Here is a 24,485-nt window from a genome sequence, read left to right as displayed (position 1 = left end):
GGTCAGGGCACTAGCATTGGCAGCCCTGACCGTTAGATGTTCCTTTTCCCATGTCCCGTCCTCAACGTCCCGTTTCCCGCCACCCTGGCGTGAAGCCTGCGCCATCGTCCTCAGCCCCGCGCCGTGTCGCCAAAGCGCCGCCGGCCGAGCCGAAGCTGATTCTGTTCAACAAGCCATTCGATGTACTGACGCAATTCAGCGACGCAGAAGGGCGGGCGACGCTCAAGGATTACATCGAGATCCCCGGGATTTACCCGGCAGGACGACTGGACCGCGACAGTGAAGGTTTGCTGCTGTTGACCAACGATGGCCAGCTTCAGGCGCGGATCGCCGACCCGAAACACAAACTGGCGAAGACGTATTGGGTGCAAGTGGAAGGCGAGCCGAGTGCCGAGCAATTGCAGCGTTTACGCGATGGCGTGGCGCTGAACGATGGCATGACGTTACCGGCTGAAGCGCGGCAGCTTGAAGAACCTGAACTGTGGCCACGCAACCCGCCCGTACGCTTTCGCAAAAGCGTGCCGACGAACTGGCTGGAATTGGTGATTCGCGAAGGGCGCAACCGTCAGGTACGGCGCATGACTGCGGCGGTCGGCTTGCCGACATTGCGTCTGGTACGGGTCAGAATCGGCGACTGGTCGATCGAAGGGCTCGATCAGGGCCAGTGGAAGGAAGTGCCGGCGCGTTTATAACGTGCCGGATTCGATCAGGCCGATGACCACGCTTTTGATCACGAACGCGGCAATGCCCAGACCCAGTACAAAGAACAGGATGAACGATCCAAAGCGTCCGGCTTTGGACTTCTTCGCCAGATCCCAGACGATGAAACCCATGAAAATGATCAGAATGCTGACCAGACCGGTCATCATCCACTCTTCGAGTACTGCAGGATCCATCGAACATCTCCAGCGCGGGCACGGCTAAAAGGGCGGGGCGAGTATACGTCAAGGGGGATTGGCGGGGCATTGACCTGCGTCGGTGTGCCGCAGTCATTCGTCGGCTTGGGCAGTGATCGTTTAGCTGCGCAGATGAGTCAACGGCAACTCGGTACTATTGAGCACCTGGTTCAACACAAAACTCGACCGCACACTCGTCACCCCTTCAATCCGGGTGAGGTGTCCCAGCAGCAACTTTTGATAATGGTCCATGTCCGGCACGACGACCTTGAGCTGATAGTCGGCATCCATCCCGGTCACCAAACTGCACTCCAGCACCTGCGGCAACGTACGAATCGCCGCTTCGAAGTTTTCGAAACGCTCCGGTGTATGGCGGTCCATGCCGATCAACACGTAAGCCGTCAGGCTCAAACCAAGCATCTTGCGGTCCAGGAGGGCCACCTGGCGGGAGATGTATCCGTCATCCTCCAGCTGCTTGACCCGTCTCGAGCATGGCGAGGGAGACAGGCCGATGCGTTCGGCCAGCTCCTGGTTGGAGATGCGCGCGTCACGCTGCAATTCCGCCAAAATGCTCAGGTCGTATCGGTCGAGTTTGCTCATCAATCAGGCCTTTGTCATAACTATTGCGGTGGATTATCTATCCAGGGTTAAAAATTGCGCAAGTGATGTTTATTTGAGCAATCTTCGCAATCCTCTGCCGGCGCCGCGAGCCTATTCTTATCACCAGAATCACTGCTCGGACAAACAGTCCAGTGCGGCTCGCCCAATCAGGCCAGCTGCGGTCGCCACCCCCACCGGGGATGAGCCGGCCCCCGAGCTACACACTGTCCAGAAGACGGCGTGAGGTGAGCCGACGTCATAAGCGTCGAGCACGGACGAAGTTCTCAAAGGGAGGCCGACGGGTCTCCCTTTTCTTTTGTCCGCGATTTTTCATGCCTTTAGACAGTGTCTCTCAATAAATAAGAGGCGCGACTGATAACCTGTTGCAGAACCGGCCTGTTCTTTTCCAGTCTTACGTACAGGCCCTAACCCGCAGTGAGGAAAAGCATGAAGTCGCGCATCTGGCGTTTGGCCGGCGTTGGTTTGCTGTGTGTAAGTGTCACGGTGCAATCGCTGGCCGATGAGCCGCAAAACCGTGGCCCCGATGGCGGGCCGCGCGGATCGGATGGCCACCCGGGAAACAATCAGGGCCATGGCGGCAATAACCAGCCCCGGCCGCAGCACGACTACAACAATCCGGTTCGATCACCGCCACCACCTGCGCAGTTACCTGCCAATGACCTGCCGATTCAGGGTCGGCCAGACACTGTGCGCCAGACCCAGCAACCACAGCGTGGTTACTACCAGGACGTGCCGCGACGTAACGATAACAACGCGCATTGGCAGAACAACGGTCCGCGTCCCGATGACCACCGCTGGGCCGGTCGCCCGGACGGGCACGGTAACGGCTGGGGGACAGGCCCGCAGTATCGCCCCGGTCATGTGATCGACCGCTTCCCCGAACGTGATTACCGTGTGCCGTACCGTGGACAGGATTACTTTTACTCCGGTGGCTACTGGTATCGCCCACAAGGCCCGCGCTACGTGGTGGTTCAGCCACCACGCGGGATTCGCGTCAGCTACTTGCCCGACTACGCGCGCGAAGTGTGGATCGGGGGGGCACTGTTGTTCCTGGCGGCCGGCGCTTATTACGTCTATCAGCAAAGCACTCAGGATTACGTCGTGGTCGAGCCGCCCGTACAGCCGCCGCAACCGGTCAGCAATGGTTATGACGTGGTGGCGTATCCGGCCAATGGTCAGTCGCCAGCGCAAGTCAACCAGGATGGTTACGAGTGCTATCAATACGCGGTGCAGCAAAGTGGCCTCGATCCTCGAACGGCCACCTACCAGCCGGATCCGTCGGTGGTGCAAGCCTACCGACAGGCCCAGGGCAACTGTCTGAGCAGTCGCGGTTATCAGGTTTCTTTCTGAGCCCTGCCAGCCAGTACCACTTCCCGCGGGTCGGCGTGCACCAGCACTTCGGCTCGCGGGTAGGCACCATGAATAGCATCGGCGGCTTGGTCGCTGATGGTGTGAGCGACTGACAGGGTCAAATCCCCCGGCAATTCCAGGTGCAACTGCACGAACCACTGGTTGCCGGAAATCCGCGTACGCAGGTCGTGCGCCCCCAATACTCCCGGTACGCTGCAGGCCAATTCGAGCATGTGCTGGCTGACGTCCGATGGCAGTTCTTCATCCATCAGCACCGTAAAGCTTTCCCGGGCGATCTGAGTCGCGCTCCATAGAATGTAGGCAGCGATCCCCAGTCCGAACCAAGGGTCGACCTGATGCCAGCCAAACCCGGCGAGCACCAGCGCCACCAGAATGCTGCCGTTGAGCAGGATGTCCGAGCGGTAATGCAGGGAGTCGGCACGTACCGCGTTGGAACCGGTCGCCTTGACGACCCGATGTTGCAACATCAGCAGGGCCAGGGTCAGCACCAGGGAGAACACAATCACCCCGATACTGATCCACGGCGCCCCCACCGGTTCCGGGTGTTTCAGTCGATCAATCGCCTGCAAGGCAATCAGCACCGCACTGCCACCAATGAACAACGCCTGAGCCATGCCCGCCAGCGACTCGGCCTTGCCATGGCCGTAACGGTGATCATCGTCGGCCGGGCGCAAGGCGTAATGCACCGCGACCAAATTGAGCAGCGAGGTGACGCCGTCGAGGGTCGAGTCAGTCAGCCCGGCGAGCATGCTCACGGAACCGCTCAACCACCACGCGATGGCTTTGGCGACGATCAGCGTACACGCCACCGCCACCGATGCACGGGTCGCCAGCCGCAGCAGGCGGGCGTGTTCGGAGCTTGCGATCATAGGTGCTGTCGTTCCTTCTTCTGTGCGGGTTACGCGGCGGGTTGCAGGCCGAGCATGGCCAGTTGCTGGGCGCTGCCCTTGTGCTGGATCAGGCGGGGGTCATCCAGCGGGAAGCTGCGGCCCAGTTCGGTTTCGAGAATAGTCTGCAACTTGTGGTTATCGACCTTGCCGTCGGCGCCGATGGCTTCCTTGAGTTTTTCCGGGGCCACCTGAGCGGTCTCGCCGGGTGCGTAGTAAATCGCGCCGGTGGCGAAGTCCACGGCAAACGCGATCAGGCCGGGGATGATGTAGAACAGCAGGCCCACGGCATCGAGCGCGGCGATGGCCGGGTCGATCTTGCCGTCAATCTGGCCACGACGGTCAGGGTAGAAAATCGATCCGCAAGCGGTCACCTGGGTCAGCAACGTCGCGACCAATACACCGCCAATCAAGCGAAAGGGAACACGCATATGAAATCTCCTGAGTCATCTGGAAAACGAAGGGGCGTCTATATGAATTAGGACCGTGATTAACGCCGAGCAGTTCGCCGTTATACTCGCCGCTCTGTTTTGGAGCCAGCATGATTTCTTTGCCGATTGATGAAGTTTTACCCGCGCGGCGTGACGCCTTGGCGACACGCCACTAAGGCGTGTTCATATCACGGCGAAGTTAGAGGTCTGTAACACGATTGTTGCACAGTAACATTGCTGCTGTTACTGTGCGTAAAACGTGTTACTGGACGCTGAAGTGAAAACCAGCAGGCAAGAAATTCAAGATTACTTCGAGTCGATTTTTGGGATTAAGCCCGAGATCCGGCGCTGGGCGAAGACTAAAGGTTTGCCCTTTTACCTTTTGGACGAATACGCCTTCGACGTCGTGACGCTCTTTGATCGCCAATGCCTCGTACTGCTGGCTCACGAACCCTTCGAAAATGTCGCGAAGGTCCGAAAACACATCGACGTTCTGGCAACAATGCTGGATAAGCCGATCCTCTATGCAACCGGCGCACTCAAATCATACGAGCGCAAACGGCTCATCGAATCCGGGGTTCAGTTTGTTGTGCCTGGCAATCAATTCTTCGCTCCGCAGCTTGGAATGGATCTGCGTGAGTTTTATCGCAGCAGGCAAACCGATAAAAATGCCATGAGCCCAGCAACCCAGGCATTGCTTATCGCCGCCATCATTCGGGGATGGGATGAGGATTATTTCTTTCGAGGTGTAGATCTGGATGATGGGGGCCAGTACTCCAAAATGACGATGTCCAGGGCGATGAAAGAATTTCAATCATTCGGATTGATTGAGCCGGCCTCCAATGAAAAGTCACCTCGCTGGCGCTTTGTTTCAGGTCCTAAATTCATCTGGAAAAAAGCTCTGCCGGTGATGCGGAACCCGGTGAAACGGGTGGTTTATTCTGATCGGCACCCTCAAGTACAGCGAACTGCTGGACTGTCGGCGCTCAGTAAAGTGTCCATGCTGGGGGAGCCGTCGACACCCGTTATCGCGTTTACCAAAGAAGGGTGGGACGCGGAGATCCAGCGGTCGGGCTGCAGAGAGGTTGGCCAATTCAATGACCCGGTCTTTGAAGTCGAAATCTGGAGTTACTCTCCTGATCACATTCTTGGCAGAACCTGTGTTCCCGTATCGAGGGAAAGTGTGGACCCCTTGTCTCTCTACATCAGCCTAAGGGATGACCTTGATGACAGAGTCCAGATTAGCCTTGATGAAATGATGGAGAAGATCGAATGGTAAAAGGATTGGATACCTTTCGCGGAGCCTTTGCCGGCCATGCGGATCGATATGTGCTGATCGGCGGCGTTGCAGCCAGCCTGACCCTTGAAGAAGCAGGCATCGAGTTCCGGGCGACGCGTGATCTGGACATCGTTCTTATCATTGAGGCTTTGGATGACGTGTTCAGTGCCGAATTCTGGGAGTTCATAAGGCGTGGAGGTTACACAGAACGCCAGGCACTTGATGGGCCGACAAGACGCTACAGATTCGGTAACCCCACCGATGACAGCTACCCCGTGCTTCTGGAGTTATTCTCAAGGGCTCCTGAAGGTTTGTTGTTGCCAGACGGTGCTCATCTGACCCCTGTGCCTGTAGATGGAGAAATCTCCGATCTGTCTGCAATTCTGCTCGATGAGGCTTACTACGCGTTCATCGTTACGGGTCGCAACGACACTGCGGATCTTTCCTTTATTGGCGTCGATCGACTGATCCCGCTTAAAGCACAGGCTTGGGCTAACCTCAGCCGCCCGGAGTGCAAAGAATCGAACGCTGGCCGCAAGAGCAGTAAGCACTTGAAGGACATTGTTGTTCTGTCTCGCCTTCTTTCAGTGACCCCCGCATTTGATCTGCCAGAAAGCATCGCGCAGGATCTACGGCAATTTCTGGACGTCATGCCCGTGCTGGAAGTCGACATGAAAACCATCGGGCTGCGAGGCGTTACCATGGCTGAAGTGGCGGGGCGCATACGGACCGCATTCAAAATCTAGTTTCTGAGCACCTGGCTGCATTGGGTCAGGTGCTTCGCCGTTATACTTCCCGGCTTGTCTGGGAGCCAGCATGATTTCTTTGCCGATTGATGAAGTTTTACCCGCGCTGCGTGACGCCTTGGCGACACGCCACGAAGCGGTGCTCGAAGCACCGCCCGGTGCCGGTAAAACCACCCGCGTGCCACTGGCCTTGCTCAACGAGCCCTGGTTGGCCGGGCAGACCATTCTAATGCTCGAACCGCGGCGATTGGCCGCGCGCGCGGCAGCGGAGCGACTGGCCAGTGAGCTGGGCGAGAAGGTCGGCGAAACCGTCGGCTATCGCATTCGTCTCGACAGCAAAGTCGGCCCCAACACCCGCATCGAAGTGGTCACCGAGGGGGTTCTGACTCGACGCTTGCAAGACGACCCGGCGCTCGAAGGCGTTGGCCTGCTGATTTTCGACGAATTCCATGAGCGCAGTCTCGATGCCGATCTGGCGCTGGCCCTGAGCCTGAATGGCCGCGAATTGTTTCGTGACGATCAACCGCTGAAAATCCTGTTGATGTCGGCAACGCTGGAAGGTGAACGCCTGGCCGGATTGCTCGATGACGCGCCGATCTTGCGCAGCGAAGGCCGCATGTACCCGGTGGCGATGCGCTGGGGTCGACCGTTCCAGCCGGGCGAATTCATCGAGCCGCGCGTGGTGCAAATCATCCTCGAAGCCTTGAACGATGAAGCCGGCAGCGTGTTGGTGTTCCTGCCGGGGCAGGCGGAAATTCGTCGGGTTTATCAGCAACTCGCCGATGCGCTGGGCGAGAGTACACAGGTTCTGCTCTGCCCGTTGCACGGTGAACTGGACCTGGCGGCGCAACGCGCCGCGATTGATCCGGCCCCCGCCGGCAAACGCAAAGTGGTGCTGGCGACCAACATCGCCGAGACCAGCCTGACCATCGACGGCGTGCGCGTGGTGATCGATGCCGGGTTGGCGCGGGTGCCGCGTTTCGACCCGGGCAGCGGCATGACCCGCCTCGACACTCAACGCATCTCCCGCGCCAGCGCCACACAACGTGCCGGTCGGGCGGGGCGGTTGGAACCGGGCGTGTGTTATCGGTTGTGGTCGCAGGATCAGCATGAACAACTGGCGGCGTATGCCAGTGCGGAAATTCTTTCGGCGGACCTTGCCGGATTGGCGTTGCAACTCGGCCGCTGGGGCGTAACACCGGGGCAATTGGTGTGGCTCGACGTGCCACCCGCCGCCGCTTATGCACAGGCTCAGGACTTGCTTGAACGCCTGGGCGCATTGGACGGCGAAGCGTTGACCCGCCACGGTCAGGCCATGGCCGAACTGCCGGCCCATCCGCGCATCGCGCATTTGCTGTTGCGCGGTCAGGCGCTCGGCTTGGCCGACATGGCTTGCGATGTTGCGGCCTTGCTCGGTGAGCGAGATATCTTGCGTGGTGCGGGGGCTGATGTGCACAGTCGATTGGTGCTGTTGTCCGGCGAAGAGCGCGCCGCACGCGGCGCACAGGGTGGCGTACAGCGAGCCCGGCAACTGGCGCGGCAGTATCGCGGTTACCTGCGGGGTAAAGCGTCGGAACCGGTCGGCGATCCGGATCATCCGCGTTGGCTCGGTGCACTGTTGGCGTTGGCCTACCCCGATCGAGTTGCCCAGCAACGTCGTGCGGGAGGCGCGGAATATCGCTTGGCCAACGGTCGCGCAGCGCTGTTTGCCGAAGCTGACAGTTTGATGAAGCAACCGTGGCTGGTGATCGCCGACCTTGGCAGTCGTCAGGGCCAGCGTGAGGAGCGCATTTATCTGGCGGCGGACTTCGACCCGGTGCTGTTCGATTCGGTGTTGGCCGAACAGGTGCGCTGCGTCGATCAACTGGATTGGGATGAGCGCGAAGGCATGTTGCGCGCCGAGCGCCAGCGTAAGGTCGGTGAGTTGATCCTCAGCCGCGAGCCGTTGACCGGACTCGATGAGACCGCCCGCAGTCAGGCGTTGGTGAATCTGGTGCGACGCAAAGGTCTGGAGCTGCTGGCCTGGACGCCAGAGCTGCGTCAGTGGCAAGCGCGCGTGGCGTTGCTGCGACAGTTGGACCTCAGCAATAAAGAGCAGAGTGAATGGCCGGACGTTAGCGACGCCGCCCTGCTCAAAAGCCTCGAACATTGGCTGATGCCATATCTGGGCAAAGTCTCGCGGCTCAGTCACTTCGCCAATCTGGACCTGTCGAGCATTGTCCATAACTTGCTGCCATGGCCGCTGCCGCAACGGCTCGATGAGCTGGCGCCACATCATTTGAGCGTGCCGTCCGGTTCGTCGATTCGCCTGGATTACAGCGAACAGCCGCCGATTCTGGCGGTGCGGTTGCAGGAGTTGTTCGGCCTGGCCGAGACCCCGCGCATTGCCGGGGGCCGGCAGGTGGTCAAACTGCATCTGCTGTCGCCGGCGCGGCGGCCGGTGCAGGTGACTCAGGACCTGGCGAACTTCTGGCGCAGCACGTATGCCGAGGTGAAAAAAGATCTGAAGGGTCGGTATCCGAAGCACTATTGGCCGGATGATCCGCTGGTGGCCGAGGCAACCGCGCGTATCAAACCGCGTAAAAGCTGACGCTATGATCGGGGGCCGGCCGTCGCGGTGAATTGCTCGCGGCAATAGTCGGTTCATCGACATGAAACGCAAGATCTTCGGGCTATTGCACGACGATCTGGAGGCGGAACATTGATTCAGCCCTAAGGCGCTGCCGGCAAGAGGAAGCGGGCGATCACCGGCAAGTGATCGGAGATCCGCAAGGTGTCGTCCTGCCTCACTGTCGCCTCGACCCGTTTGATTCGCGGACTGTAGAACAGGTAGTCGACAGTCCGGTCCGGGCCGTTCAAGCCCGGGTCATTCGGGTAGTGGGTCAGCCACCGCGCCCGGTCGATGCCGCTGGCTTCGTTGTTGGTCGGGATCATCGGGTATTTGTCCCACAGCACATGCAGCGCGCTGTCGGCGGAGTAGGGGGTGCGTTGCTCGTCGGGCAGGCGTCGATATTGCCCCAGCGGCAACAGGTTGAAGTTGCCACCGATCAACCACGGCGTGCCGCGGCTTTCGAACTTGTCGAGGATTTTGACCGTGGCCGTCACCTGAGATTGCAGCGTTTCGTCTGGCGGAATCATGCGGTCCAGATGGGTATTGAGCACCGCAATCTGACCGCCGTCGCTCAACGGCAGGTACGTGATCAACAAGGCATTTTTCGGTTTGAACTGGCGGGTGATGATGTTAGCCGGCACGACCGGTAATTGCAGGCGTTCGGCATGTTCGATCTGGTAGCGGCTGAGGGTAGCCAGTTGTCGGCCGACGCTGCCAAAGATGTGCGGTTCAGGCACGAAGTCGGCTTTCCAGTCGAAGGCGTGAGCGGTGCAGGGATACAGGTCCGCGAGTCGCTCCTGAAGCAGCTTGAGCTGGTTTTGGTAATCGCTGGCCTTGGCGCCTTCATCGAGCTCTTGCAGCAGCACAACGTCCGGTTGCTCGTCGCGGATCACTCGCGCCACTTCGTCGAGGCTGAAAGCCATGTCTTCGGGCGTGGGTTTTTCGTCATTGCCAGCCGCCAGGTCATTCCAGAACACATAGCGTTTTCCCGCCAGGTACTGGACGTTCCAGGTCATCACTTTCAGCGCCTGACCGGGCACCAGTGTCGGTGCCTGGGCGTTGCAACTGACCGATAAGGCTTCCTTGGCTTCGGGGCGCCAGGTCAGGTTGTAGATCAGCAAGGCAATCAGGCCGGTCACGATCAACAGGCCTAGCAGGGTGTAGCGCAGTAGACGGGTCATGGCTCGGCTTATAGCGTTACAAAAGTTGAGCCCGAGCATAACCGACAGACGGGCTTAAGCCCACGGGTAGAGCGGTCAGAGAGCCCCGTCATTTTTCTCGGGCTCCTCGTTGATCAGCATGAACAAGCGGAACAGCACCACGCTGACAAACAGTTGCAGGAAACTGTGAGCGCTGTCGATCAGCAGGGAAATTACCGGGTTCTGCGGTTCGGGATAGACCGCAAGGGTCGCGCCTTTGAGCACCCACAACGGGCCCATTACACAGAGAATACACACCAGAATGCGCAGGAAATGGCTGCGGGTCAGGCGCAGGCTTTCCTTCATTGCCGCCAGCGGTGCGAAGCCACGCAGCACCAGCAGGTACTCGCCAAACGCCAGCGTCACCATCAGCCAGATGCCCGGCAGGAAATACAGCGACAGGCCGATCAGGATCAGCAAGGTATTGAGCGCGGTGAGCAGGGCGAAGCGGGGCCACAGGTAGGCCGACCTCGACAGCAGCTCGCGGTTGCTGGGTGATTCGCCACGGCTGCGCGCATCGAGAAACAGGATCAGTGCAGCGGTGTACAGCGGATACACCAGCAAGCCGACCATCACGCTGATACCGGGAAAGCCGTCCGGCTCGGTGGAGTGATCGACCACTAATTGCAACAGCGCCTCGAAGATCACCAGCGGCAGGCACAGCCGCACGATCTGGCCCAGATTGCGCTTGGAGAAATACAGAGCGTCACGCAGTACATCGAACGAATTCATCAGTCGGTATCGCAGGTTGAAAGCAGTGGCCCACTTTAACCGATGAAGCGCTTTGAGGCGCAAAGGTAAACGTTCGGAAAAGACCATTGAAACATTCTGCAAATGATCAGAACGGCGATAACGGCTGGAGCGATGGCAGCGCATCGTTCTTTGGCACCGACGACGATTTCTTCGTCTGATACACCATTCGTCCGCAGTGCTGCGGCGCTTCGGGCCGATTATTCGCGGAACAATCCTTCAGGCTGGCATACTGGGCAACTTTTCGGGCTTGATGCCTGATCCTGCCCGCGCTCCGGCGCGCCAACGAGGATGAACGGTGAAAAAAATCGCAGTGTTCGCCGATGTCCAGAACCTCTATTACACCGTGCGTCAGGCCTATGGTTGCCATTTCAACTATGCCGCGCTGTGGGCTGATATCAGCAAACAGGGCGAGATCGTCGAGGCCTATGCCTACGCCATCGATCGCGGCGACAGCAAACAACAGCAGTTCCAGCAGATCCTGCGTAACCTCGGCTTCATTGTGAAGCTCAAGCCTTACATCCAGCGCAGCGATGGTTCGGCCAAAGGTGACTGGGACGTAGGCATCACCCTCGACATCATGGACGCCGCCGATCATGTCGACGAAGTGGTGCTGGCTTCCGGTGACGGTGATTTCGACATGCTGCTGGAGCGCATCATCACCAAGCACGGTGTGCAAGCCGTGGCCTACGGCGTGCCGGGCCTGACGGCCAACTCGCTGATCCGCGCTGCCAGTCGTTACGTGCCGATCGAAGGCGCGTTGCTGCTCAAAAACTGATTTTTACGGAGTTGAAACAGGTTTGAAACGCATAGCAGTCATCGACTTTGAAACCACCGGGATTTCTCCGAGCAGCAGCTGCCGGGCCACGGAAATTGCCGTGGTGATCCTTGAACAGGGACGCATCGTCGAGCGCTACCAAAGCCTGATGAATGCCGGCGTGCGCGTCCCGGCCTTCATTGAACAACTCACCGGCATCAGCAATGCCATGCTGCGTACCGCGCCCTCGGCGGAGCAGGTGATGAACGAAGTCAATGAATTCGTCGGTATCACACCGCTGCTGGCCCACAATGCCGCGTTCGACCAGAAGTTCTGGGACTTTGAGCTGGGGCGGATCAAACGCACACGCTTGCAGAACTTTGCCTGCTCGCTGCTACTTGCCCGCCGTTTGATGCCCGCCGCGCCAAACCACAAACTCGGCACCCTCACCACGTTCGCCAACCTGCCCCACACCGGTAAAGCTCACCGGGCCATGGCCGATGCCGAGATGGCGGCCAATCTGACGGCACATTTGGCCCAGGAGCTGCGGCAGAAGCATGGGTTGCGGGAGCTGTCGCATGATCTGCTGGTGAGCTTGCAGAAAGTGCCGGCGGCGAAGATCAATGAGCATTTGAAGCGGCATCGCGGGTTCTGACTGCATACGACAATCCCCTGTGGGAGATTCTATGGTGCAGGGGAACCCTGCAGCCTTAAGTCAGGATGGTATTCGCGCTGCTCTATCACGCTCGACAGCACAATCGATGTCTCGGTTTATCGCGATGAACTCCGTGTTTTGAAAAGTGTATCGGCGCTATAAACAGGTTTTGTAACTTATTTTAAGCTGCTGGCCTTTCTAGAATAGCTGTTCACTTGTCTTGCCTAAGAGCTGTCCCATGCCTGGCTTACGTCGTTTTCCCTTACCGTTGATTGCTGCCTTTTTCGCCTTGTACGTGATTTGGGGCTCGACTTATCTGGTGATTCGCATCGGCGTGGCGTACTGGCCGCCGTTGCTGCTCGCCGGCATTCGCTTCGTGATCGCCGGGTCGTTGATGTACGCATTCCTGCGTTGGCGCGGGGCGCCGACGCCGACCTGGGCGCAGTGGAAAGCCGCCGGGATCATCGGGATTTTGCTGCTCAGCTTTGGTAACGGCGCGGTGAGCGTGGCCGAACACATGGGTGTCGCCTCGGGTGTGGCGGCGTTGGCGGTGGCGACGGTGCCGCTGTTTACCTTGCTCTGCGGGTATTTCTGGGGCGCACGTAATACCCGTCTCGAATGGGCCGGGATTGTGCTCGGGCTAGTCGGCATTGGCATGCTCAACCTCGGCTCCAACCTGCAATCGAGCCCGCTGGGGGCCGTGTTGCTGATATTCGCGGCAGCTTCCTGGGCCTTCGGTTCAGTCTGGAGCAAACACTTACCCTTGCCCCAGGGCCCGATGGCCAGCGCTGTGGAAATGCTGGTAGGCGGCGTGGTCCTGTTGATCGGCAGTGCACTGAGTGGTGAGCATCTGGAAGCCATGCCTCCGATCGAAGGCTGGGCGGCCCTGGCCTACCTGACCTTCTTCGGCTCGATCATCGCTTTCAACGCCTACATGTACCTGTTGAAACATGTGCGTCCGGCGGCGGCCACCAGTTATGCCTACGTCAACCCGGCGGTGGCGGTGTTGCTGGGCATCGTGTTTGTCGGCGAGACCATCGGGATCGAAGAAGCGCTGGCGATGCTGGTGATCATCAGCGCCGTGGTGCTGATCGGATTGCCGCAGTGGCGCCGTGCGCCTGAACGGCCCGCCGTTGTTGTGCCGACAGAATCCCGTGTGAATTAGGGTAAACTGCGCGCCATTGCACACCCGCGCTGAATTTTCCTACGGTAATCCCATGACTTTCGCCACCCTTGGCCTGATCGAACCCTTGCTGCGCTCTCTCGAGACGCTCGGCTACCAGACCCCGACGCCGGTTCAGGCGCAAGCCATTCCGGCGGTGCTGGCCGGTCGCGACCTGATGGCCGCCGCCCAGACCGGGACTGGCAAGACCGCCGGCTTCGCGCTGCCGCTCCTGCAATTGCTGGCCATGGAAGGGCCGAAAGTGGCGTCTAACTCGGTGCGTGCACTGATCCTGGTGCCGACCCGCGAATTGGCCGAACAGGTTCACGAAGCCGTGCGGCAGTACGCCGAGAACCTGCCATTGAGCACTTACGCGGTGTACGGCGGCGTCAGCATCAATCCGCAAATGATGAAGCTGCGCAAGGGTGTTGACGTGCTGGTGGCGACGCCAGGTCGTTTGCTCGACCTGTATCGCCAGAAGGCCCTCAAGTTCAATCAGCTGCAAACCCTGATTCTGGACGAAGCCGACCGCATGCTTGATCTGGGTTTCTCCGAGGAACTGGGGAATATCTACCGCGTGCTGCCCAAGCAACGTCAGACGTTGCTGTTCTCCGCGACGTTCTCCGACGCGATCCGCTTGCTGGCCGGACAAATGCTCAACGACCCACTGAGCATCGAAGTCAGCCCGCGCAACGTTGCCGCCAGCACCGTCAAGCAATGGGTTGTGGTGGTGGACAAAAAACGCAAACCGGAACTGTTCATCCACTTGCTGCGCAAGGGCAAGTGGAAGCAGGTGCTGGTGTTTGCCAAGACCCGCAACGGCGTGGACGCTCTGGTGGAGAAACTTCAGGGCCTGGGCATCAATGCCGACGGCATCCACGGCGACAAACCGCAGGCGACCCGTCAGCGTGCGCTGGACCGTTTCAAGGCCAGTGAAGTACAGATACTGGTAGCCACCGATGTCGCGGCCCGTGGTCTGGATATCGAAGATTTGCCATTGGTGGTCAACTTCGACCTGCCGATCGTGGCTGAGGACTACATCCACCGGATCGGTCGTACTGGTCGCGCGGGTGCAACCGGGCAGGCTATTTCGCTGGTCTGCGCCGATGAAGTGAATCTGCTGTCGGCCATCGAGACGTTGACCCGTCAGGCATTGCCTCGCCAGATGGAGCATGACTTCGAGCCTGAGCACCGGGTGCCGGATACCGATGCCAGCGGTCAGGTCGTCAAAAAGCCGAAAAAACCGAAGAAGCCAAAGACCTCCAGTGGCGGTAAACGCAACCTGGGTAAATGGGTCGAGAGTGGGGATGCTTCGGCGCCGGAGCCTTCGATCAAACCTGTGCGAAAAGTGCCGGTGTTTAATACCGGGCCGCGTAAGAAGAAGCCTTGAATACACGCGGCGTCTGTTAGGCCGCCTTCTCGCGAGCAGGCTCGTTCCCCTGTGGGGGCGAGCCTCGGTCCTCAGCCCTTGCGCTTCAACCACTCCACCATCCCCAATCCCGCCGCTCGCCCACTGGCGAAACACGCGGTCAGCAGATAGCCACCCGTCGGCGCTTCCCAATCCAGCATTTCCCCCGCACAGAACACGCCAGGCAGTTGCTTGAGCATCAAACGTTCATCCATCGACTCGAACATCACGCCTCCGGCGCTGCTGATGGCCTCGTCCAGTGGGCGGGGTTTCACCAGTGTCAGTGGAAGCGCCTTGATCGCTTTGGCCAGCAGCGCCGGATCAGCGAAGCTTTCGGCCGGCGTGAGTTCACGCAGCAACGCCGCTTTCACACCGTCGATCCCGAGCTGGCTGTGCAGATGTTTAGCCATGGAGCGTGAACCGCGTGGCTTGCTCAGCGCCGCTTGAACTTTATCCACAGGCTTGCCCGGCAATAGGTCCAGGTGAAGGGTTGCCGAGGCGTGCTGATTGATGGCTTCGCGGATCGGCGCCGACAAGGCGTAGATCAAACTGCCTTCAATCCCGGTTACCGTGATCACACATTCCCCGAGCCGCGGCACGTCGTCATTGAGGCCAATGGCGATGTTTTTCAGCGGTGCGCCGGCGAATTTACTGACCATCAACTCGCTCCAGGCTTGCACCTCGAAGCCGCAATTACTCGGTTGCAGCGGCGCAAGTCCTACGCCGTATTGTTCCAGTGGCCGCATCCAGGCGCCGTCCGAGCCGAGCCGCGACCAGCTGCCGCCGCCGAGGGCCAGCAAGGTTGCGTCAGGTTTGACGGTTTCTTCGCCCCCGGGGCTGTCGATGCGCAATCCACCGCTGTGGTCCCAGCCGAGCCAGCGGTGACGGGTGTGGATAACAACGCCGCTGTCTCGCAGCCGTTTGAGCCAGGCACGCAATAGAGGGGCGGCTTTCATGTCTGTAGGAAAGACTCGCCCGGAGCTGCCGACAAAGGTTTCGATACCCAGGTCATGAATCCATTGGCACAGCGCATCGGCGCCGAAGCCACGCAGTAGGGGCGCAATCTGCGGCGCGCGTTCGGCGTAGCGTGAGAGAAATGACGGGTAGGCTTCGGAATGGGTGATGTTCATGCCACCCACGCCGGCCAGCAGGAATTTTCGTCCCACTGAAGGCATGCCGTCGTACAGGTCGACCTTGATCCCGGACTGGCTCAGCACTTCAGCCGCCATCAAACCGGCGGGGCCGCCGCCGATGATGGCAACGTGAGAAGGGGCGGCGGGCGAGAGCTGGGTCATGGCGAGAGCTGCGGCGTGGCGGGATAAGCCGCGCATTCTACCAGCACGAATCATTGTGAACGTTGCTGAAGTGACTGATCAAAAAACAACCACCTATTGGCAGGCTATACCCAGCTTGGCCTGTAGGACCTTTCACTCAGGTTATCCACAGGCAGTTCCACAGGCATTGTGGGTAAAGACCCACACCTCAATGACAGCCTGATGACTGCCAGACCCGTTGTGCACTGTGATGCAGGATTCCATGACGGCGCGCCAACGCCTTGCGGTCCTTGCTGTAGCCGCCGCCGATGACCCCGACCACCGGGATATCCCGGCCCAGGCAATGGCGCATAACACTTTCATCCCTGGCGGAGACGCCTTCGTCTGTCAGCTTCAGGTAGCCGAGCGCGTCATCTTTATGCACATCGACGCCGGCGTCGTACAACACCAGGTCAGGTTGGTAGAGCGGCAGCAAATAATTGAGCGCATCGTCCACCACCTTCAGGTAATCGGCATCGCCCATGCCTTTGGGCAGTGGAATGTCCCAGTCACTTTCGGCTTTGCGTGCAGGAAAGTTCTTCTCGCAGTGCAGGGAAACGGTCACCGCTTCCGGGGTGTTGTGCAGAATCCGTGCAGTCCCGTCGCCCTGATGCACATCGCAGTCGAAGATCAGCACCCGATTCACACGGCCGCTTTCCAGCAGGAAATGGCTGATCACCGCCAGGTCATTGAAGATGCAGAACCCGGCAGGGTGGTCGTAATGCGCGTGATGGGTGCCGCCGGCCAAGTGACAGGCCAAACCATGCTTCAGCGCCTGCTCGGCCGCCAGCAGTGAACCGCCAACCGCCCGCACGGTGCGCCGGGCCAGCGCTTCGCTCCACGGCAGGCCGAGACGCCGCTGATCTTCGCGGGACAACTCGCCGCCCATGTAACGTTCGATATACGCAGGGTCATGAGCGAGCGCGAGAATCTCTGGCGGGCAGAGGTCGGGGCGCATCAGGTCAGCGTCCCGGGTCAGTCCGCTGTCCACCAGGTGATCGCGCAGCAGGCGAAACTTGTCCATGGGAAAGCGGTGATCCGCCGGGAACTCGGGACTGTAGTCTTCGTGGTAGATCAGGGGCAGGGGCATGGCGGGTTTATCTAAGAAAGCCTGTCGGAATGAAGGACGGATCCTACCAGCGTTGTAGACTTGCGACATGGAATGGGGGGAGATGATGGAACCGATACTGGAACTCGAGAGCGCGCGATTGCTGTTGCGGCAGTGGCGCGATGAGGATTTGCCGGAGTTTGCGGCGATGTGCGCCGATTCACAGGTGATGCGATATTTTCCGGCGCCTTTAAGTCGTCTGGAAAGTGCTTCGCTGATCGGACGAATTCGTGGCCATTTTGCCGAGCATGGCTTCGGTTTCTGGGCGCTGGAGCGTAAGGACACCGGGGCATTTATCGGTTTTACCGGGCTTGCGGTGGTCGGTTTCGACGCGCGTTTTACCCCCGCCACCGAAATCGGCTGGCGCCTGGCCCGCGAGCACTGGGGCCTTGGCTACGCCAGTGAAGCGGCGTGGACCGCTCTGCGCTGCGGGTTTGACCGGTTGGGGCGCAAAGAAGTCGTGTCCTTCACCACCGAAACCAATACGCCGTCGCAGAAAGTCATGCAGGCAATCGGCATGCACCATGATTCAGCCGATGATTTCGACCACCCGATGCTCGCGACCGATCATCCCCTGCGTCACCATGCGCTGTACCGCATCACCCGTGAACAATGGCTGCAAACCTTGCATGGATAAGCCGGCACGGACGTTTACAATGGCTCCCATGGGCCCTGGCCAGAAATTGAATCGACCGTCGCAGCCAAGACTGCGCGGCATGCGTTGTGTGAGGAGCGTCTGAATGAGCCAAATGTTGGATGATCTGGTTGACCTGCTGACCCTGGAACCGATCGAAGAAAACCTGTTCCGTGGCCGCAGCCAGGACCTGGGTTTTCGTCAGCTGTTCGGCGGACAGGTGATCGGTCAGTCCCTGTCGGCGGCCAGTCAGACGGTCGAAGAAGCGCGCCATGTGCATTCGATGCACGGTTATTTCCTGCGCCCCGGCGATTCCGCGTTGCCTGTGGTGTATCAGGTTGATCGAGTGCGCGACGGTGGCAGTTTCAGCACGCGACGGGTGACGGCGATCCAGAAGGGCAACCCGATTTTCACGTGCAGTGCGTCGTTCCAGTACGACGAAGAAGGCTTCCAGCATCAGTCCGAGATGCCAACCGTGGTCGGCCCGGAAAACCTGCCGTCGGAGCTGGAGCTTGCTCAGCAGCGTGCGCACCTGATCCCCGAGCACATGCGCGAAAAACTGCTGTGCCCGAAACCGATCGAGTTCCGCCCGATCACCGAGAAAGATCCCTACAACCCGCAACCGTCCGATCCGATCAAATACGTCTGGTTTCGCGCCGACGGTGCCTTGGCCGACTCCCCGGCGCTGCATAAATACTTGCTGGCCTACGCCTCGGATTTCGGTTTGTTGACCACGTCGATGCAGCCCCATGGCAAATCGGTCTGGCAGAAAGACATGCAGGTCGCCAGCCTCGATCACGCGCTGTGGTTCCATCAGGATCTACGTGCCGATGATTGGTTGCTGTATGCGATGGACAGCCCTTGGGCGGGCAACTCGCGTGGTTTCTCCCGCGGCAGTGTGTTCAACCGCGCCGGGCAACTGGTGGCGTCGGTCACGCAGGAAGGCCTGATTCGTCACCGCAAGGATTGGGCATGAGCCTGGCCGAGGTGCGGCACTGGGTGTTCGACATGGATGGCACTCTGACGGTGGCCGTGCATGACTTCGCGGCAATCCGCGTGGCGTTGGCGATTCCTGCCGAAGACGACATCCTGACCCACCTCGCCACGCTGCCGGCCGATGAAGCCGCCGTCAAACATGCATGGTTGCTGGAACACGAACGGGACCTGGCGCTCGGTTCGAAAGCGGCACCGGGCGCGGTAGAACTGGTGCGTGAGCTGGCCGGGCGCGGTTATCGCCTGGGCATTCTCACGCGCAATGCTCGTGAACTGGCGTACGTCACGCTGGAGGCAATTGGCCTGGCCGACTGCTTTGCGGTGGACGATGTGCTAGGCCGTGATGAAGCACCGCCAAAACCGCATCCCGGTGGTTTGCTGAAGTTGGCCCAGGCCTGGAATGTCCCGGCCAGTGAGATGGTGATGGTCGGTGACTACCGCTTTGATCTGGATTGCGGCCGGGCGGCAGGGGCGCGGACGGTGTTGGTGAACCTGCCGGATAATCCCTGGCCGCAATTGACGGATTGGCATGCCGCCGATTGCGTGGCGTTGCGGCAGATGCTTTAGGCTTGAGGCGTCAGATCAGTCACGACAAAACTCACTGACCGAACAATGCCTTCTGCCCCTGCGGCGAGTTAAACATCTCATCCCCGTCATGCCCGACCCCGGGCACTTCAATCAGTTGCTGACTCAATCCTTGAGGATGCAGCCGTTTCAGATAAGCAAAGTAATTGCGCCCGCGAGCCAATCGATTGGCTCCCTGCGCTTGGGCCTCACAGCTTTTATCCATCGAGGGCTGCTTCGGGTCGCTGTCCTGCTGCCCGAGTAGGTAAACGACGTCGCGTTTGACGTAGGTTTCCTCCAGCTGCTTGGCGGTTTGCCCTTCGGCATAGGCGGGTAGATCTGCCAGCCCATATTTCCAGCGATTGAACTCCGGACAACCGGCGTGGCTGAACGCCACTGGCCGTCGTTCATCGAAGTACGCATACGAAGAGGGGTTGGCGATGACATAACGCACCTGCAGGTCGGCCGCCTTGAGCGCTGGCTGATCGTGGCCCAGCAACGCGTATCGCTGCACCATCTGAGCGCCGCCGGAGTGCCCGGCAATGACAATCTGCTTCACGTGCGCAAACTGCTTCCGATCGCCGATTCGGGCGATGATTTCGTCGAGCGCCGCGTAGGCGCTCAGGGGAAATGGAGCGGTGGATAAACCGCCCGCCATCCAGTCATTGCCCTGCCAGCGCAATACGCTGTCAGCCACGGGATGGGCCGCGATATCGGTTTCATTGAGAAACTGCGGGGCGATCACCAAGGTGGTCGCGCTTTGCCCGGCCTGCTCGGCCGCGTGTTCGGCGCTCTGGCGATAGGTGTCGGCATTGCGCAATCGACCATGGATGATGATCAGCACGCGTTCGATTTTTGTCGGCGCCGGGCCGATGCCCACCGCGATTTCACCTGCAGTCAGCAGCAGGCGTCCGGGGCTGACCTCCTTGACCGCATGCTCGGTAGCCTGGGCGCTTGCACAGGTGATCAGTAGAGCTGGAAGCCACTTATTCATTTATAGGTTTTTCGCTGCAAAGGTATCGCACTGGCCGACCTGGCCTTGCGCAAATCCGGTTTTGAACCAGCGCACCCTTTGCGCCGACGTACCATGAGTAAACGAGTCTGGCACCACACGACCCTGACCTTGCTGTTGCAAGCGGTCATCGCCGATGGCATTGGCGGCGTTCAAGGCTTCTTCGATGTCACCGGGTTCCAGCCAGTTCAGCCGTTTCTGCGCATTGTTGGCCCAGACTCCGGCCAGGCAATCGGCCTGCAGTTCCTGGCGTACCAGCAAACCGCCGTCGCCTTCCATCCGCTGACCCTGTTGGCGGGCGGTCTGAATTTTCGCGGAAACACCGAGCAAGGTCTGCACATGGTGTCCGACTTCGTGAGCGATCACGTAGGCCTGAGCGAAGTCGCCTGCGGCGGAGAAACGTTGGGACATTTCCTGGAAGAAACTCATGTCCAGGTAGACCTTCTGATCCGCCGGGCAATAGAACGGACCGGTCGCCGATGTCGCCAGGCCACAGGCCGAGTTGACGCGGTTGCTGAACAACACCAGGGTCGGGTCTTTATATTGGCGACCGGCCTGCTGGAAAATCTGCCCCCAGGTGTCTTCGGTATCGCCGAGGATCGAGCGTACGAACTCGGCGCCTTCATCATTGGCCGGCGATGCCTGGCGGGTTTGTGAGGTGGTCGGTGCCGATTGCTCGCTCATCTGCCCGGTCAGTTGCCCGAGGATTTGCAGCGGATCCTGGCCGGTGATCCAACCGATCCCGACGATCAATAAAATCGCCGTCAGGCTCAGACCCTTGCCGCCACCGAAGCGCATCCCGCCGCCGCCACCGCCAACATCATTTCCACGGGCATCGACCACGTTGTCGCTGCGTCGGCCTTTTTTCCATAGCATGTGGGAACCCTCTGATTGTCCGTGGGGATGAGTGTTGCTGCTGAGCGGAAGCGGCGCCAGTCCAGTCGTCCATCTTTTATTGCGCGCAGCAGCCTTCCCAGCAACCTGTGGAGGGTGGCCGGGAGTCTTCCAGACTCGTATTGAACACGGACAACCCATCTAATTCCTTCAGTCCACGGGTTTTTATCGAGCAGGCGACCCCTGCCTCGAGGAAATTACCGATCGAACGCATCCCGCACCGGCGCAAAATCTGGATTGACCTGGCGTTTGCGTTTGGACAAGCCGGGCGGTTATCGGACAGCGGGTTCCAGATTTCGCATTCGGTCGGTTGTCTTCTAGAATCGGACAAATTTTGTGTGGAACCTCCCATGGCCGGCAGTCAAATCGAACGTGTTTTCAGCGTGCTTGAGCGCCTCACCAGCGACCCTCGGGGCCTGCCGATGGAAACGCTGGCTGAGCAACTGGATATTCCTAAAAGCGCGACTCACCGGTTGCTCGCCGAGCTGATTCGGCTGGGTTATGTACGGCAGAATCCGGAGAACCTGCGGTATCACCTGTCGACCAAATTGGTGGCCATGGGCTTTCGTTACCTCTCAGGCAGCGGCGCCGGTATTGTTCAGTCGGTGCTTGATCGCCTCGCCCAGGAAACCGGCGAACTGGTGCGGCTTGGGGTGATTGAAGGCGAGCGGCAGATCTGGATCGCCAAATCCCAGGGCGCCCGTTCCGGTCTGCGTTACGACCCGGACATGGGCCGTGATGCGCCCTTGTTTTACACCTCGTCGGGGCATGCGTGGCTGGCGTGTATGAGCGATGCCGAGGCGCTGTCCCTGGTCGAACGGCAAGGTGGCGAGCGGCCGAAGGACCTTGGTCCGAATGCACCGCGTTCCAACATCGAATTGCTGGAGCGCCTGCGCCTGGCGCGGGAGCAGGGTTATGCCTGGGTGGAGGAAAGCTCGGCGGTGGGCACCTCGGCGATTGCGGCGGTGGTGCGACATCCCAGAGATGGTCGAGTCATCGGTGTGCTGAACATCGCCGGGCCCAGTGCTCGGATGCCGGGGGCGCGACTGCATGAGTTGGCACCGTTGTTGTTGAGGTTTACCGAGGAACTGTCGGCTGCGAGTCTGGCTTCGGAGCTGTTCAACTGATCGCTTCCCCCGTAGGAGCAGAACGCCTACAGACGCCGTGCGCTGTTCGCACACTTTTGCGGTTTACTGGTGCAAGAATCTGGAACTTGGTTCGAAATTATTTGGGTTTGTCCTTCCTGTAAGGGGTGCTTTTAAATAGTTGATGCAAAACACAAGGGATACCGAATGACCGTCAGCACTCCGCTCTGCGGCGTAAACCAACCTCTGCTTCTATCAGTTGCTCACCCGCAAGCTCAGCAATATCGATAGCCCGACCACCAGCAACTTCTTCGCCGGGCTGTGCAACACCCTGGTGATGAGCGCGCTGGTGCCCTTCTTCTGGCAAGTCCCCACCCTGGGGCATGGATTTATGATGGTGGCGCTGGGCGCCTGCGGGATGACGGCTCACTTGTTTCTGACACAAGCCTTCCGTCACGCCGCGCCTGCATTGTTGGCGCCGTTCGGTTATTGCCAGATTGTCTTTGCCGGTTTGCTGGGCTGGTTGCTGTTTTCTCACACGCCGACCCTGACCACCGTGGTCGGAATCGCGGTGATTTGTTGCAGCGGGTTGGCAGCAGTCTGGCAGCAGAGTCGTCGGTGAGAGAAGCAGGGCAGGCCCGGAATCAGGCCTGCCGATGGCCTCGCCGCGCCGCGAGCGCTGTCGGCCACGGCCAAGTCTCGAAGCGGTGCCGTACGTCAAGCAAAGTTGTAGGGAAATCGTAAACACGGGCACAAACCGCTGCCGCGCGGCTTCCTTCACTGTGCGGCGCAGCCCATAATCGCCAACCTGTGCAGTGATGGCCGTGAGCCCGCAATGACGATGACTTCAGAACTCTCCGCCGCGCCCGACGAACCGATTGTCGAGCCGCGCAAGAGTCGCAAGAATAATCCGGAAAAGACCCGCGAAAATATCCTTCAAGAGGCGATTGTCGAGTTCGTCCAGCAGGGGCTTTCCGGCGCTCGGGTCGATGCGATTGCCGAACGCATCCACACCTCAAAACGCATGATCTATTACTACTTCGGCAGTAAGGAACAGCTCTACGTCGAGGTGCTGGAGAAGCTCTACGGCGATATCCGCAGCACCGAAAACCGTCTGCATCTGTCCCAACTGACGCCGGTGGACGCGATTCGGCGGCTGGTGGAGTTCACGTTCGATCACCATGATCGCAACGTCGATTTTGTGCGGATTGTCAGCATCGAGAACATTCACAACGCTGAATACGTGAAGCGCTCCGATGCGATCAAGGCGATGAACAGCACCATCCTCGATTCACTGAGCGAGATTTTGCGTCGCGGTGCTGTGGAAGGCGTATTCCGCGCAGGGCTCGAGCCGTTGGATGTGCATCTGCTGATCAGCTCGTTCTGCTTCTATCGCGTGTCGAACCGCCATACTTTCGGTGAGATCTTTCAGGTCGACTTGCCGGACGAAAGCATCAAGCAGCGTCATCGAGAGATGATTTGCGAGTCGGTTTTGCGGTATCTGCAAGCCTGAATCCGTTCAGCCATTCATGCTCTGAAAATGCTCTGAAAATGCTCGAGCATTCGCTGCGCATCCGGTACCACGCCACTGAACAACTCAAATGCCTTCATCGCCTGAAACACGGCCATGTTGCCGCCATCCCGCGTTCGGCAATCCAACACGCGGGCGTTGCACAGGCAATTCATCGAGCAACGGGATGATCGTCTGCCTGCACGGAAAGGTGAAGTTCAGCCGCTCGGCGGCCATCAACAGGTCCCGATCGATCAGGCGATAGAGGTAACGCACACCCTGAGCGTCGCCCAGGGTTTCGTGGCCGTAAGTCGCCGGCTCCGGGGTGCCGATCAGGTTCAGATTCGGGCCGTCGACGATAGGGGGCATCGGAGTCTCTTCAGCTATTATTTTGGTTCTTCACGGAATACCGCCGACCACTGACGGTCAGTTTGACGCTGCGGGTGGTGCGGGCAAACAACATCGAGCGGCTCACGGCTTCGGCCGCCAGACAAAACAGTTCGATGCTGCCCCGCTGAAGATCGCTGAATTGTCGCCGCATGATTGATTGCACCGGGGATCAAATGAAGTGTGTGAATCAGTATTTATCAGAGGCCTGC

The 24,485-nt window shown here is 59.5% G+C and carries 24 protein-coding genes and 3 pseudogenes; 15 read left to right on the top strand and 12 right to left on the bottom strand.

The genetic code is table 11. The features are described from left to right. Positions 1 to 50 precede the first annotated feature (50 nt). Positions 51 to 692, top strand: a complete 642-nt coding sequence (locus tag ACXPVS_RS12780; RefSeq protein WP_458510248.1) for a pseudouridine synthase — start codon at positions 51 to 53, stop codon at positions 690 to 692. On the opposite strand, the gene ACXPVS_RS12775 is transcribed toward ACXPVS_RS12780, so the two are convergent. Then, positions 687 to 896 carry a DUF2788 domain-containing protein gene (locus ACXPVS_RS12775; protein ID WP_458510247.1) on the bottom strand — a complete coding sequence of 70 codons (210 nt, stop codon included), beginning with the start codon at positions 894 to 896 and terminating at the stop codon, positions 687 to 689. The genes ACXPVS_RS12780 and ACXPVS_RS12775 overlap by 6 nt on opposite strands. Before the next feature lie 120 nt (positions 897 to 1,016). Further along, complete coding sequence (locus ACXPVS_RS12770; protein ID WP_007937367.1) at positions 1,017 to 1,496, bottom strand: Lrp/AsnC family transcriptional regulator; 480 nt, start codon at positions 1,494 to 1,496, stop codon at positions 1,017 to 1,019. Between the two features lie 447 nt (positions 1,497 to 1,943). Here ACXPVS_RS12770 and ACXPVS_RS12765 point away from each other — a divergent pair, with 447 nt between their 5' ends. Continuing rightward, positions 1,944 to 2,867 (top strand): DUF6515 family protein, encoded by a 924-nt coding sequence (locus ACXPVS_RS12765; protein ID WP_458510246.1) that lies wholly within the window; start codon positions 1,944 to 1,946, stop codon positions 2,865 to 2,867. On the opposite strand, the gene ACXPVS_RS12760 is transcribed toward ACXPVS_RS12765, so the two are convergent. Next, positions 2,852 to 3,757: a cation diffusion facilitator family transporter gene (locus ACXPVS_RS12760; RefSeq protein ID WP_458510245.1), complete on the bottom strand. Its 906-nt coding sequence runs from the start codon at positions 3,755 to 3,757 to the stop codon at positions 2,852 to 2,854. The genes ACXPVS_RS12765 and ACXPVS_RS12760 overlap by 16 nt on opposite strands. A gap of 29 nt (positions 3,758 to 3,786) precedes the next feature. Continuing rightward, positions 3,787 to 4,206 (bottom strand): polyribonucleotide nucleotidyltransferase, encoded by a 420-nt coding sequence (locus ACXPVS_RS12755; protein WP_095130721.1) that lies wholly within the window; start codon positions 4,204 to 4,206, stop codon positions 3,787 to 3,789. 277 nt (positions 4,207 to 4,483) lie between these two features. Between ACXPVS_RS12755 and ACXPVS_RS12750 the strand changes: the two genes are divergently transcribed. From ACXPVS_RS12750 to hrpB, 3 genes are all read left to right on the top strand, one after another. Next, complete coding sequence (locus ACXPVS_RS12750; protein WP_458510244.1) at positions 4,484 to 5,485, top strand: hypothetical protein; 1,002 nt, start codon at positions 4,484 to 4,486, stop codon at positions 5,483 to 5,485. After that, entirely contained in the window at positions 5,479 to 6,231 is a 753-nt protein-coding gene (locus ACXPVS_RS12745; protein WP_458510243.1) for a hypothetical protein, read from the top strand. The genes ACXPVS_RS12750 and ACXPVS_RS12745 overlap by 7 nt, the downstream gene beginning before the upstream one ends. A 70-nt stretch (positions 6,232 to 6,301) precedes the next feature. Next, on the top strand, positions 6,302 to 8,821 hold the full coding sequence (gene hrpB, locus ACXPVS_RS12740) for an ATP-dependent helicase HrpB (RefSeq protein WP_458510242.1): 2,520 nt from the start codon (positions 6,302 to 6,304) through the stop codon (positions 8,819 to 8,821). Positions 8,822 to 8,943: 122 nt separating this feature from the next. On the opposite strand, the gene ACXPVS_RS12735 is transcribed toward hrpB, so the two are convergent. Together ACXPVS_RS12735 and ACXPVS_RS12730 are read right to left on the bottom strand one after the other, a co-directional pair. Continuing rightward, the gene (locus ACXPVS_RS12735) at positions 8,944 to 10,023 is read right to left on the bottom strand and encodes an endonuclease/exonuclease/phosphatase family protein (RefSeq protein ID WP_458510241.1); all 1,080 of its coding nucleotides are present in this window, start codon (positions 10,021 to 10,023) and stop codon (positions 8,944 to 8,946) included. A 75-nt stretch (positions 10,024 to 10,098) separates the two neighbouring features. Beyond that, on the bottom strand, positions 10,099 to 10,773 hold the full coding sequence (locus ACXPVS_RS12730) for a YciC family protein (RefSeq protein WP_458510240.1): 675 nt from the start codon (positions 10,771 to 10,773) through the stop codon (positions 10,099 to 10,101). 316 nt (positions 10,774 to 11,089) lie between these two features. Here ACXPVS_RS12730 and ACXPVS_RS12725 point away from each other — a divergent pair, with 316 nt between their 5' ends. The 4 genes from ACXPVS_RS12725 (at position 11,090) to ACXPVS_RS12710 (ending at position 14,755) form a co-directional block, all read left to right on the top strand. Beyond that, entirely contained in the window at positions 11,090 to 11,569 is a 480-nt protein-coding gene (locus ACXPVS_RS12725; RefSeq protein WP_010467410.1) for a LabA-like NYN domain-containing protein, read from the top strand. A 22-nt stretch (positions 11,570 to 11,591) separates the two neighbouring features. After that, entirely contained in the window at positions 11,592 to 12,203 is a 612-nt protein-coding gene (locus tag ACXPVS_RS12720; protein ID WP_458510239.1) for a 3'-5' exonuclease, read from the top strand. Positions 12,204 to 12,441: 238 nt separating this feature from the next. Next, a complete protein-coding gene (gene yedA, locus ACXPVS_RS12715; RefSeq protein WP_458510238.1) occupies positions 12,442 to 13,368 on the top strand; it encodes a drug/metabolite exporter YedA in 927 nt (308 codons plus the stop codon). A 52-nt stretch (positions 13,369 to 13,420) separates the two neighbouring features. After that, the gene (locus tag ACXPVS_RS12710; protein ID WP_458510237.1) at positions 13,421 to 14,755 is read left to right on the top strand and encodes a DEAD/DEAH box helicase; all 1,335 of its coding nucleotides are present in this window, start codon (positions 13,421 to 13,423) and stop codon (positions 14,753 to 14,755) included. 71 nt (positions 14,756 to 14,826) lie between these two features. On the opposite strand, the gene ACXPVS_RS12705 is transcribed toward ACXPVS_RS12710, so the two are convergent. Continuing rightward, positions 14,827 to 16,068 carry a TIGR03862 family flavoprotein gene (locus tag ACXPVS_RS12705; RefSeq protein WP_458510236.1) on the bottom strand — a complete coding sequence of 414 codons (1,242 nt, stop codon included), beginning with the start codon at positions 16,066 to 16,068 and terminating at the stop codon, positions 14,827 to 14,829. Positions 16,069 to 16,255: 187 nt separating this feature from the next. Then, on the bottom strand, positions 16,256 to 17,176 hold the full coding sequence (locus ACXPVS_RS12700) for a histone deacetylase family protein (protein ID WP_458510235.1): 921 nt from the start codon (positions 17,174 to 17,176) through the stop codon (positions 16,256 to 16,258). 85 nt (positions 17,177 to 17,261) lie between these two features. Here ACXPVS_RS12700 and ACXPVS_RS12695 point away from each other — a divergent pair, with 85 nt between their 5' ends. The 3 genes from ACXPVS_RS12695 (at position 17,262) to ACXPVS_RS12685 (ending at position 19,388) form a co-directional block, all read left to right on the top strand. Further along, positions 17,262 to 17,831, top strand: coding sequence for a GNAT family N-acetyltransferase (locus ACXPVS_RS12695; protein ID WP_458510303.1), 570 nt, complete (start codon positions 17,262 to 17,264; stop codon positions 17,829 to 17,831). Positions 17,832 to 17,934: 103 nt separating this feature from the next. Next, entirely contained in the window at positions 17,935 to 18,804 is an 870-nt protein-coding gene (gene tesB, locus ACXPVS_RS12690; protein ID WP_458510234.1) for an acyl-CoA thioesterase II, read from the top strand. Continuing rightward, positions 18,801 to 19,388 (top strand): HAD family hydrolase, encoded by a 588-nt coding sequence (locus ACXPVS_RS12685; protein WP_458510233.1) that lies wholly within the window; start codon positions 18,801 to 18,803, stop codon positions 19,386 to 19,388. The genes tesB and ACXPVS_RS12685 overlap by 4 nt, the downstream gene beginning before the upstream one ends. Before the next feature lie 31 nt (positions 19,389 to 19,419). Here the strand turns inward: ACXPVS_RS12685 and ACXPVS_RS12680 are convergent, their stop codons facing one another. Then, positions 19,420 to 20,379 carry an alpha/beta hydrolase gene (locus ACXPVS_RS12680; protein WP_458510232.1) on the bottom strand — a complete coding sequence of 320 codons (960 nt, stop codon included), beginning with the start codon at positions 20,377 to 20,379 and terminating at the stop codon, positions 19,420 to 19,422. Further along, positions 20,380 to 21,273, bottom strand: coding sequence for a KPN_02809 family neutral zinc metallopeptidase (ypfJ, locus tag ACXPVS_RS12675; RefSeq protein WP_458510231.1), 894 nt, complete (start codon positions 21,271 to 21,273; stop codon positions 20,380 to 20,382). A gap of 368 nt (positions 21,274 to 21,641) precedes the next feature. On the opposite strand from ypfJ, the gene ACXPVS_RS12670 reads away from it, so the two are divergent. The 3 genes and pseudogenes from ACXPVS_RS12670 to ACXPVS_RS12660 all read left to right on the top strand — a co-directional run bounded on the left by ACXPVS_RS12670 (position 21,642) and on the right by ACXPVS_RS12660 (position 23,889). Then, entirely contained in the window at positions 21,642 to 22,418 is a 777-nt protein-coding gene (locus ACXPVS_RS12670) for an IclR family transcriptional regulator (RefSeq protein ID WP_458510230.1), read from the top strand. Between the two features lie 205 nt (positions 22,419 to 22,623). After that, positions 22,624 to 22,998, top strand: a pseudogene (locus ACXPVS_RS12665) (DMT family transporter); the annotation flags it as partial. 213 nt (positions 22,999 to 23,211) lie between these two features. Continuing rightward, entirely contained in the window at positions 23,212 to 23,889 is a 678-nt protein-coding gene (locus tag ACXPVS_RS12660) for a TetR/AcrR family transcriptional regulator (protein ID WP_458510229.1), read from the top strand. A 14-nt stretch (positions 23,890 to 23,903) separates the two neighbouring features. Here ACXPVS_RS12660 and ACXPVS_RS12655 read toward each other — a convergent pair. Beyond that, positions 23,904 to 24,053, bottom strand: a pseudogene (locus ACXPVS_RS12655) (shikimate dehydrogenase); the annotation flags it as partial. A 239-nt stretch (positions 24,054 to 24,292) separates the two neighbouring features. Further along, positions 24,293 to 24,427: pseudogene (locus ACXPVS_RS12650) on the bottom strand (LysR family transcriptional regulator); the annotation flags it as partial. Positions 24,428 to 24,485: the final 58 nt, after the last annotated feature.

This window comes from Pseudomonas sp. Ma2-10 (assembly GCF_054330215.1).
This window is presented reverse-complemented; position numbering and strand designations above follow the sequence as displayed.

Excerpts from the sequence above, each read along its gene's own strand:
- ACXPVS_RS12710 (WP_458510237.1), top strand. The coding sequence starts at position 13,421 with ATGACTTTCGCCACCCTTGGCCTGATCGAACCCTTGCTGCGCTCTCTC.
- ACXPVS_RS12705 (WP_458510236.1), bottom strand. The coding sequence starts at position 16,068 with ATGACCCAGCTCTCGCCCGCCGCCCCTTCTCACGTTGCCATCATCGGC.
- ACXPVS_RS12695 (WP_458510303.1), top strand. The coding sequence starts at position 17,262 with ATGGAACCGATACTGGAACTCGAGAGCGCGCGATTGCTGTTGCGGCAG.
- ACXPVS_RS12755 (WP_095130721.1), bottom strand. The coding sequence starts at position 4,206 with ATGCGTGTTCCCTTTCGCTTGATTGGCGGTGTATTGGTCGCGACGTTG.
- ACXPVS_RS12770 (WP_007937367.1), bottom strand. The coding sequence starts at position 1,496 with ATGAGCAAACTCGACCGATACGACCTGAGCATTTTGGCGGAATTGCAG.
- ACXPVS_RS12775 (WP_458510247.1), bottom strand. The coding sequence starts at position 896 with ATGGATCCTGCAGTACTCGAAGAGTGGATGATGACCGGTCTGGTCAGC.
- ACXPVS_RS12700 (WP_458510235.1), bottom strand. The coding sequence starts at position 17,176 with ATGCCCCTGCCCCTGATCTACCACGAAGACTACAGTCCCGAGTTCCCG.
- tesB (WP_458510234.1), top strand. The coding sequence starts at position 17,935 with ATGAGCCAAATGTTGGATGATCTGGTTGACCTGCTGACCCTGGAACCG.
- ACXPVS_RS12760 (WP_458510245.1), bottom strand. The coding sequence starts at position 3,757 with ATGATCGCAAGCTCCGAACACGCCCGCCTGCTGCGGCTGGCGACCCGT.
- ACXPVS_RS12680 (WP_458510232.1), bottom strand. The coding sequence starts at position 20,379 with ATGAATAAGTGGCTTCCAGCTCTACTGATCACCTGTGCAAGCGCCCAG.
- ACXPVS_RS12685 (WP_458510233.1), top strand. The coding sequence starts at position 18,801 with ATGAGCCTGGCCGAGGTGCGGCACTGGGTGTTCGACATGGATGGCACT.
- ACXPVS_RS12780 (WP_458510248.1), top strand. The coding sequence starts at position 51 with ATGTCCCGTCCTCAACGTCCCGTTTCCCGCCACCCTGGCGTGAAGCCT.
- ypfJ (WP_458510231.1), bottom strand. The coding sequence starts at position 21,273 with ATGCTATGGAAAAAAGGCCGACGCAGCGACAACGTGGTCGATGCCCGT.
- ACXPVS_RS12745 (WP_458510243.1), top strand. The coding sequence starts at position 5,479 with ATGGTAAAAGGATTGGATACCTTTCGCGGAGCCTTTGCCGGCCATGCG.
- hrpB (WP_458510242.1), top strand. The coding sequence starts at position 6,302 with ATGATTTCTTTGCCGATTGATGAAGTTTTACCCGCGCTGCGTGACGCC.
- ACXPVS_RS12660 (WP_458510229.1), top strand. The coding sequence starts at position 23,212 with ATGACGATGACTTCAGAACTCTCCGCCGCGCCCGACGAACCGATTGTC.
- ACXPVS_RS12765 (WP_458510246.1), top strand. The coding sequence starts at position 1,944 with ATGAAGTCGCGCATCTGGCGTTTGGCCGGCGTTGGTTTGCTGTGTGTA.
- ACXPVS_RS12670 (WP_458510230.1), top strand. The coding sequence starts at position 21,642 with ATGGCCGGCAGTCAAATCGAACGTGTTTTCAGCGTGCTTGAGCGCCTC.
- yedA (WP_458510238.1), top strand. The coding sequence starts at position 12,442 with ATGCCTGGCTTACGTCGTTTTCCCTTACCGTTGATTGCTGCCTTTTTC.
- ACXPVS_RS12730 (WP_458510240.1), bottom strand. The coding sequence starts at position 10,773 with ATGAATTCGTTCGATGTACTGCGTGACGCTCTGTATTTCTCCAAGCGC.
- ACXPVS_RS12735 (WP_458510241.1), bottom strand. The coding sequence starts at position 10,023 with ATGACCCGTCTACTGCGCTACACCCTGCTAGGCCTGTTGATCGTGACC.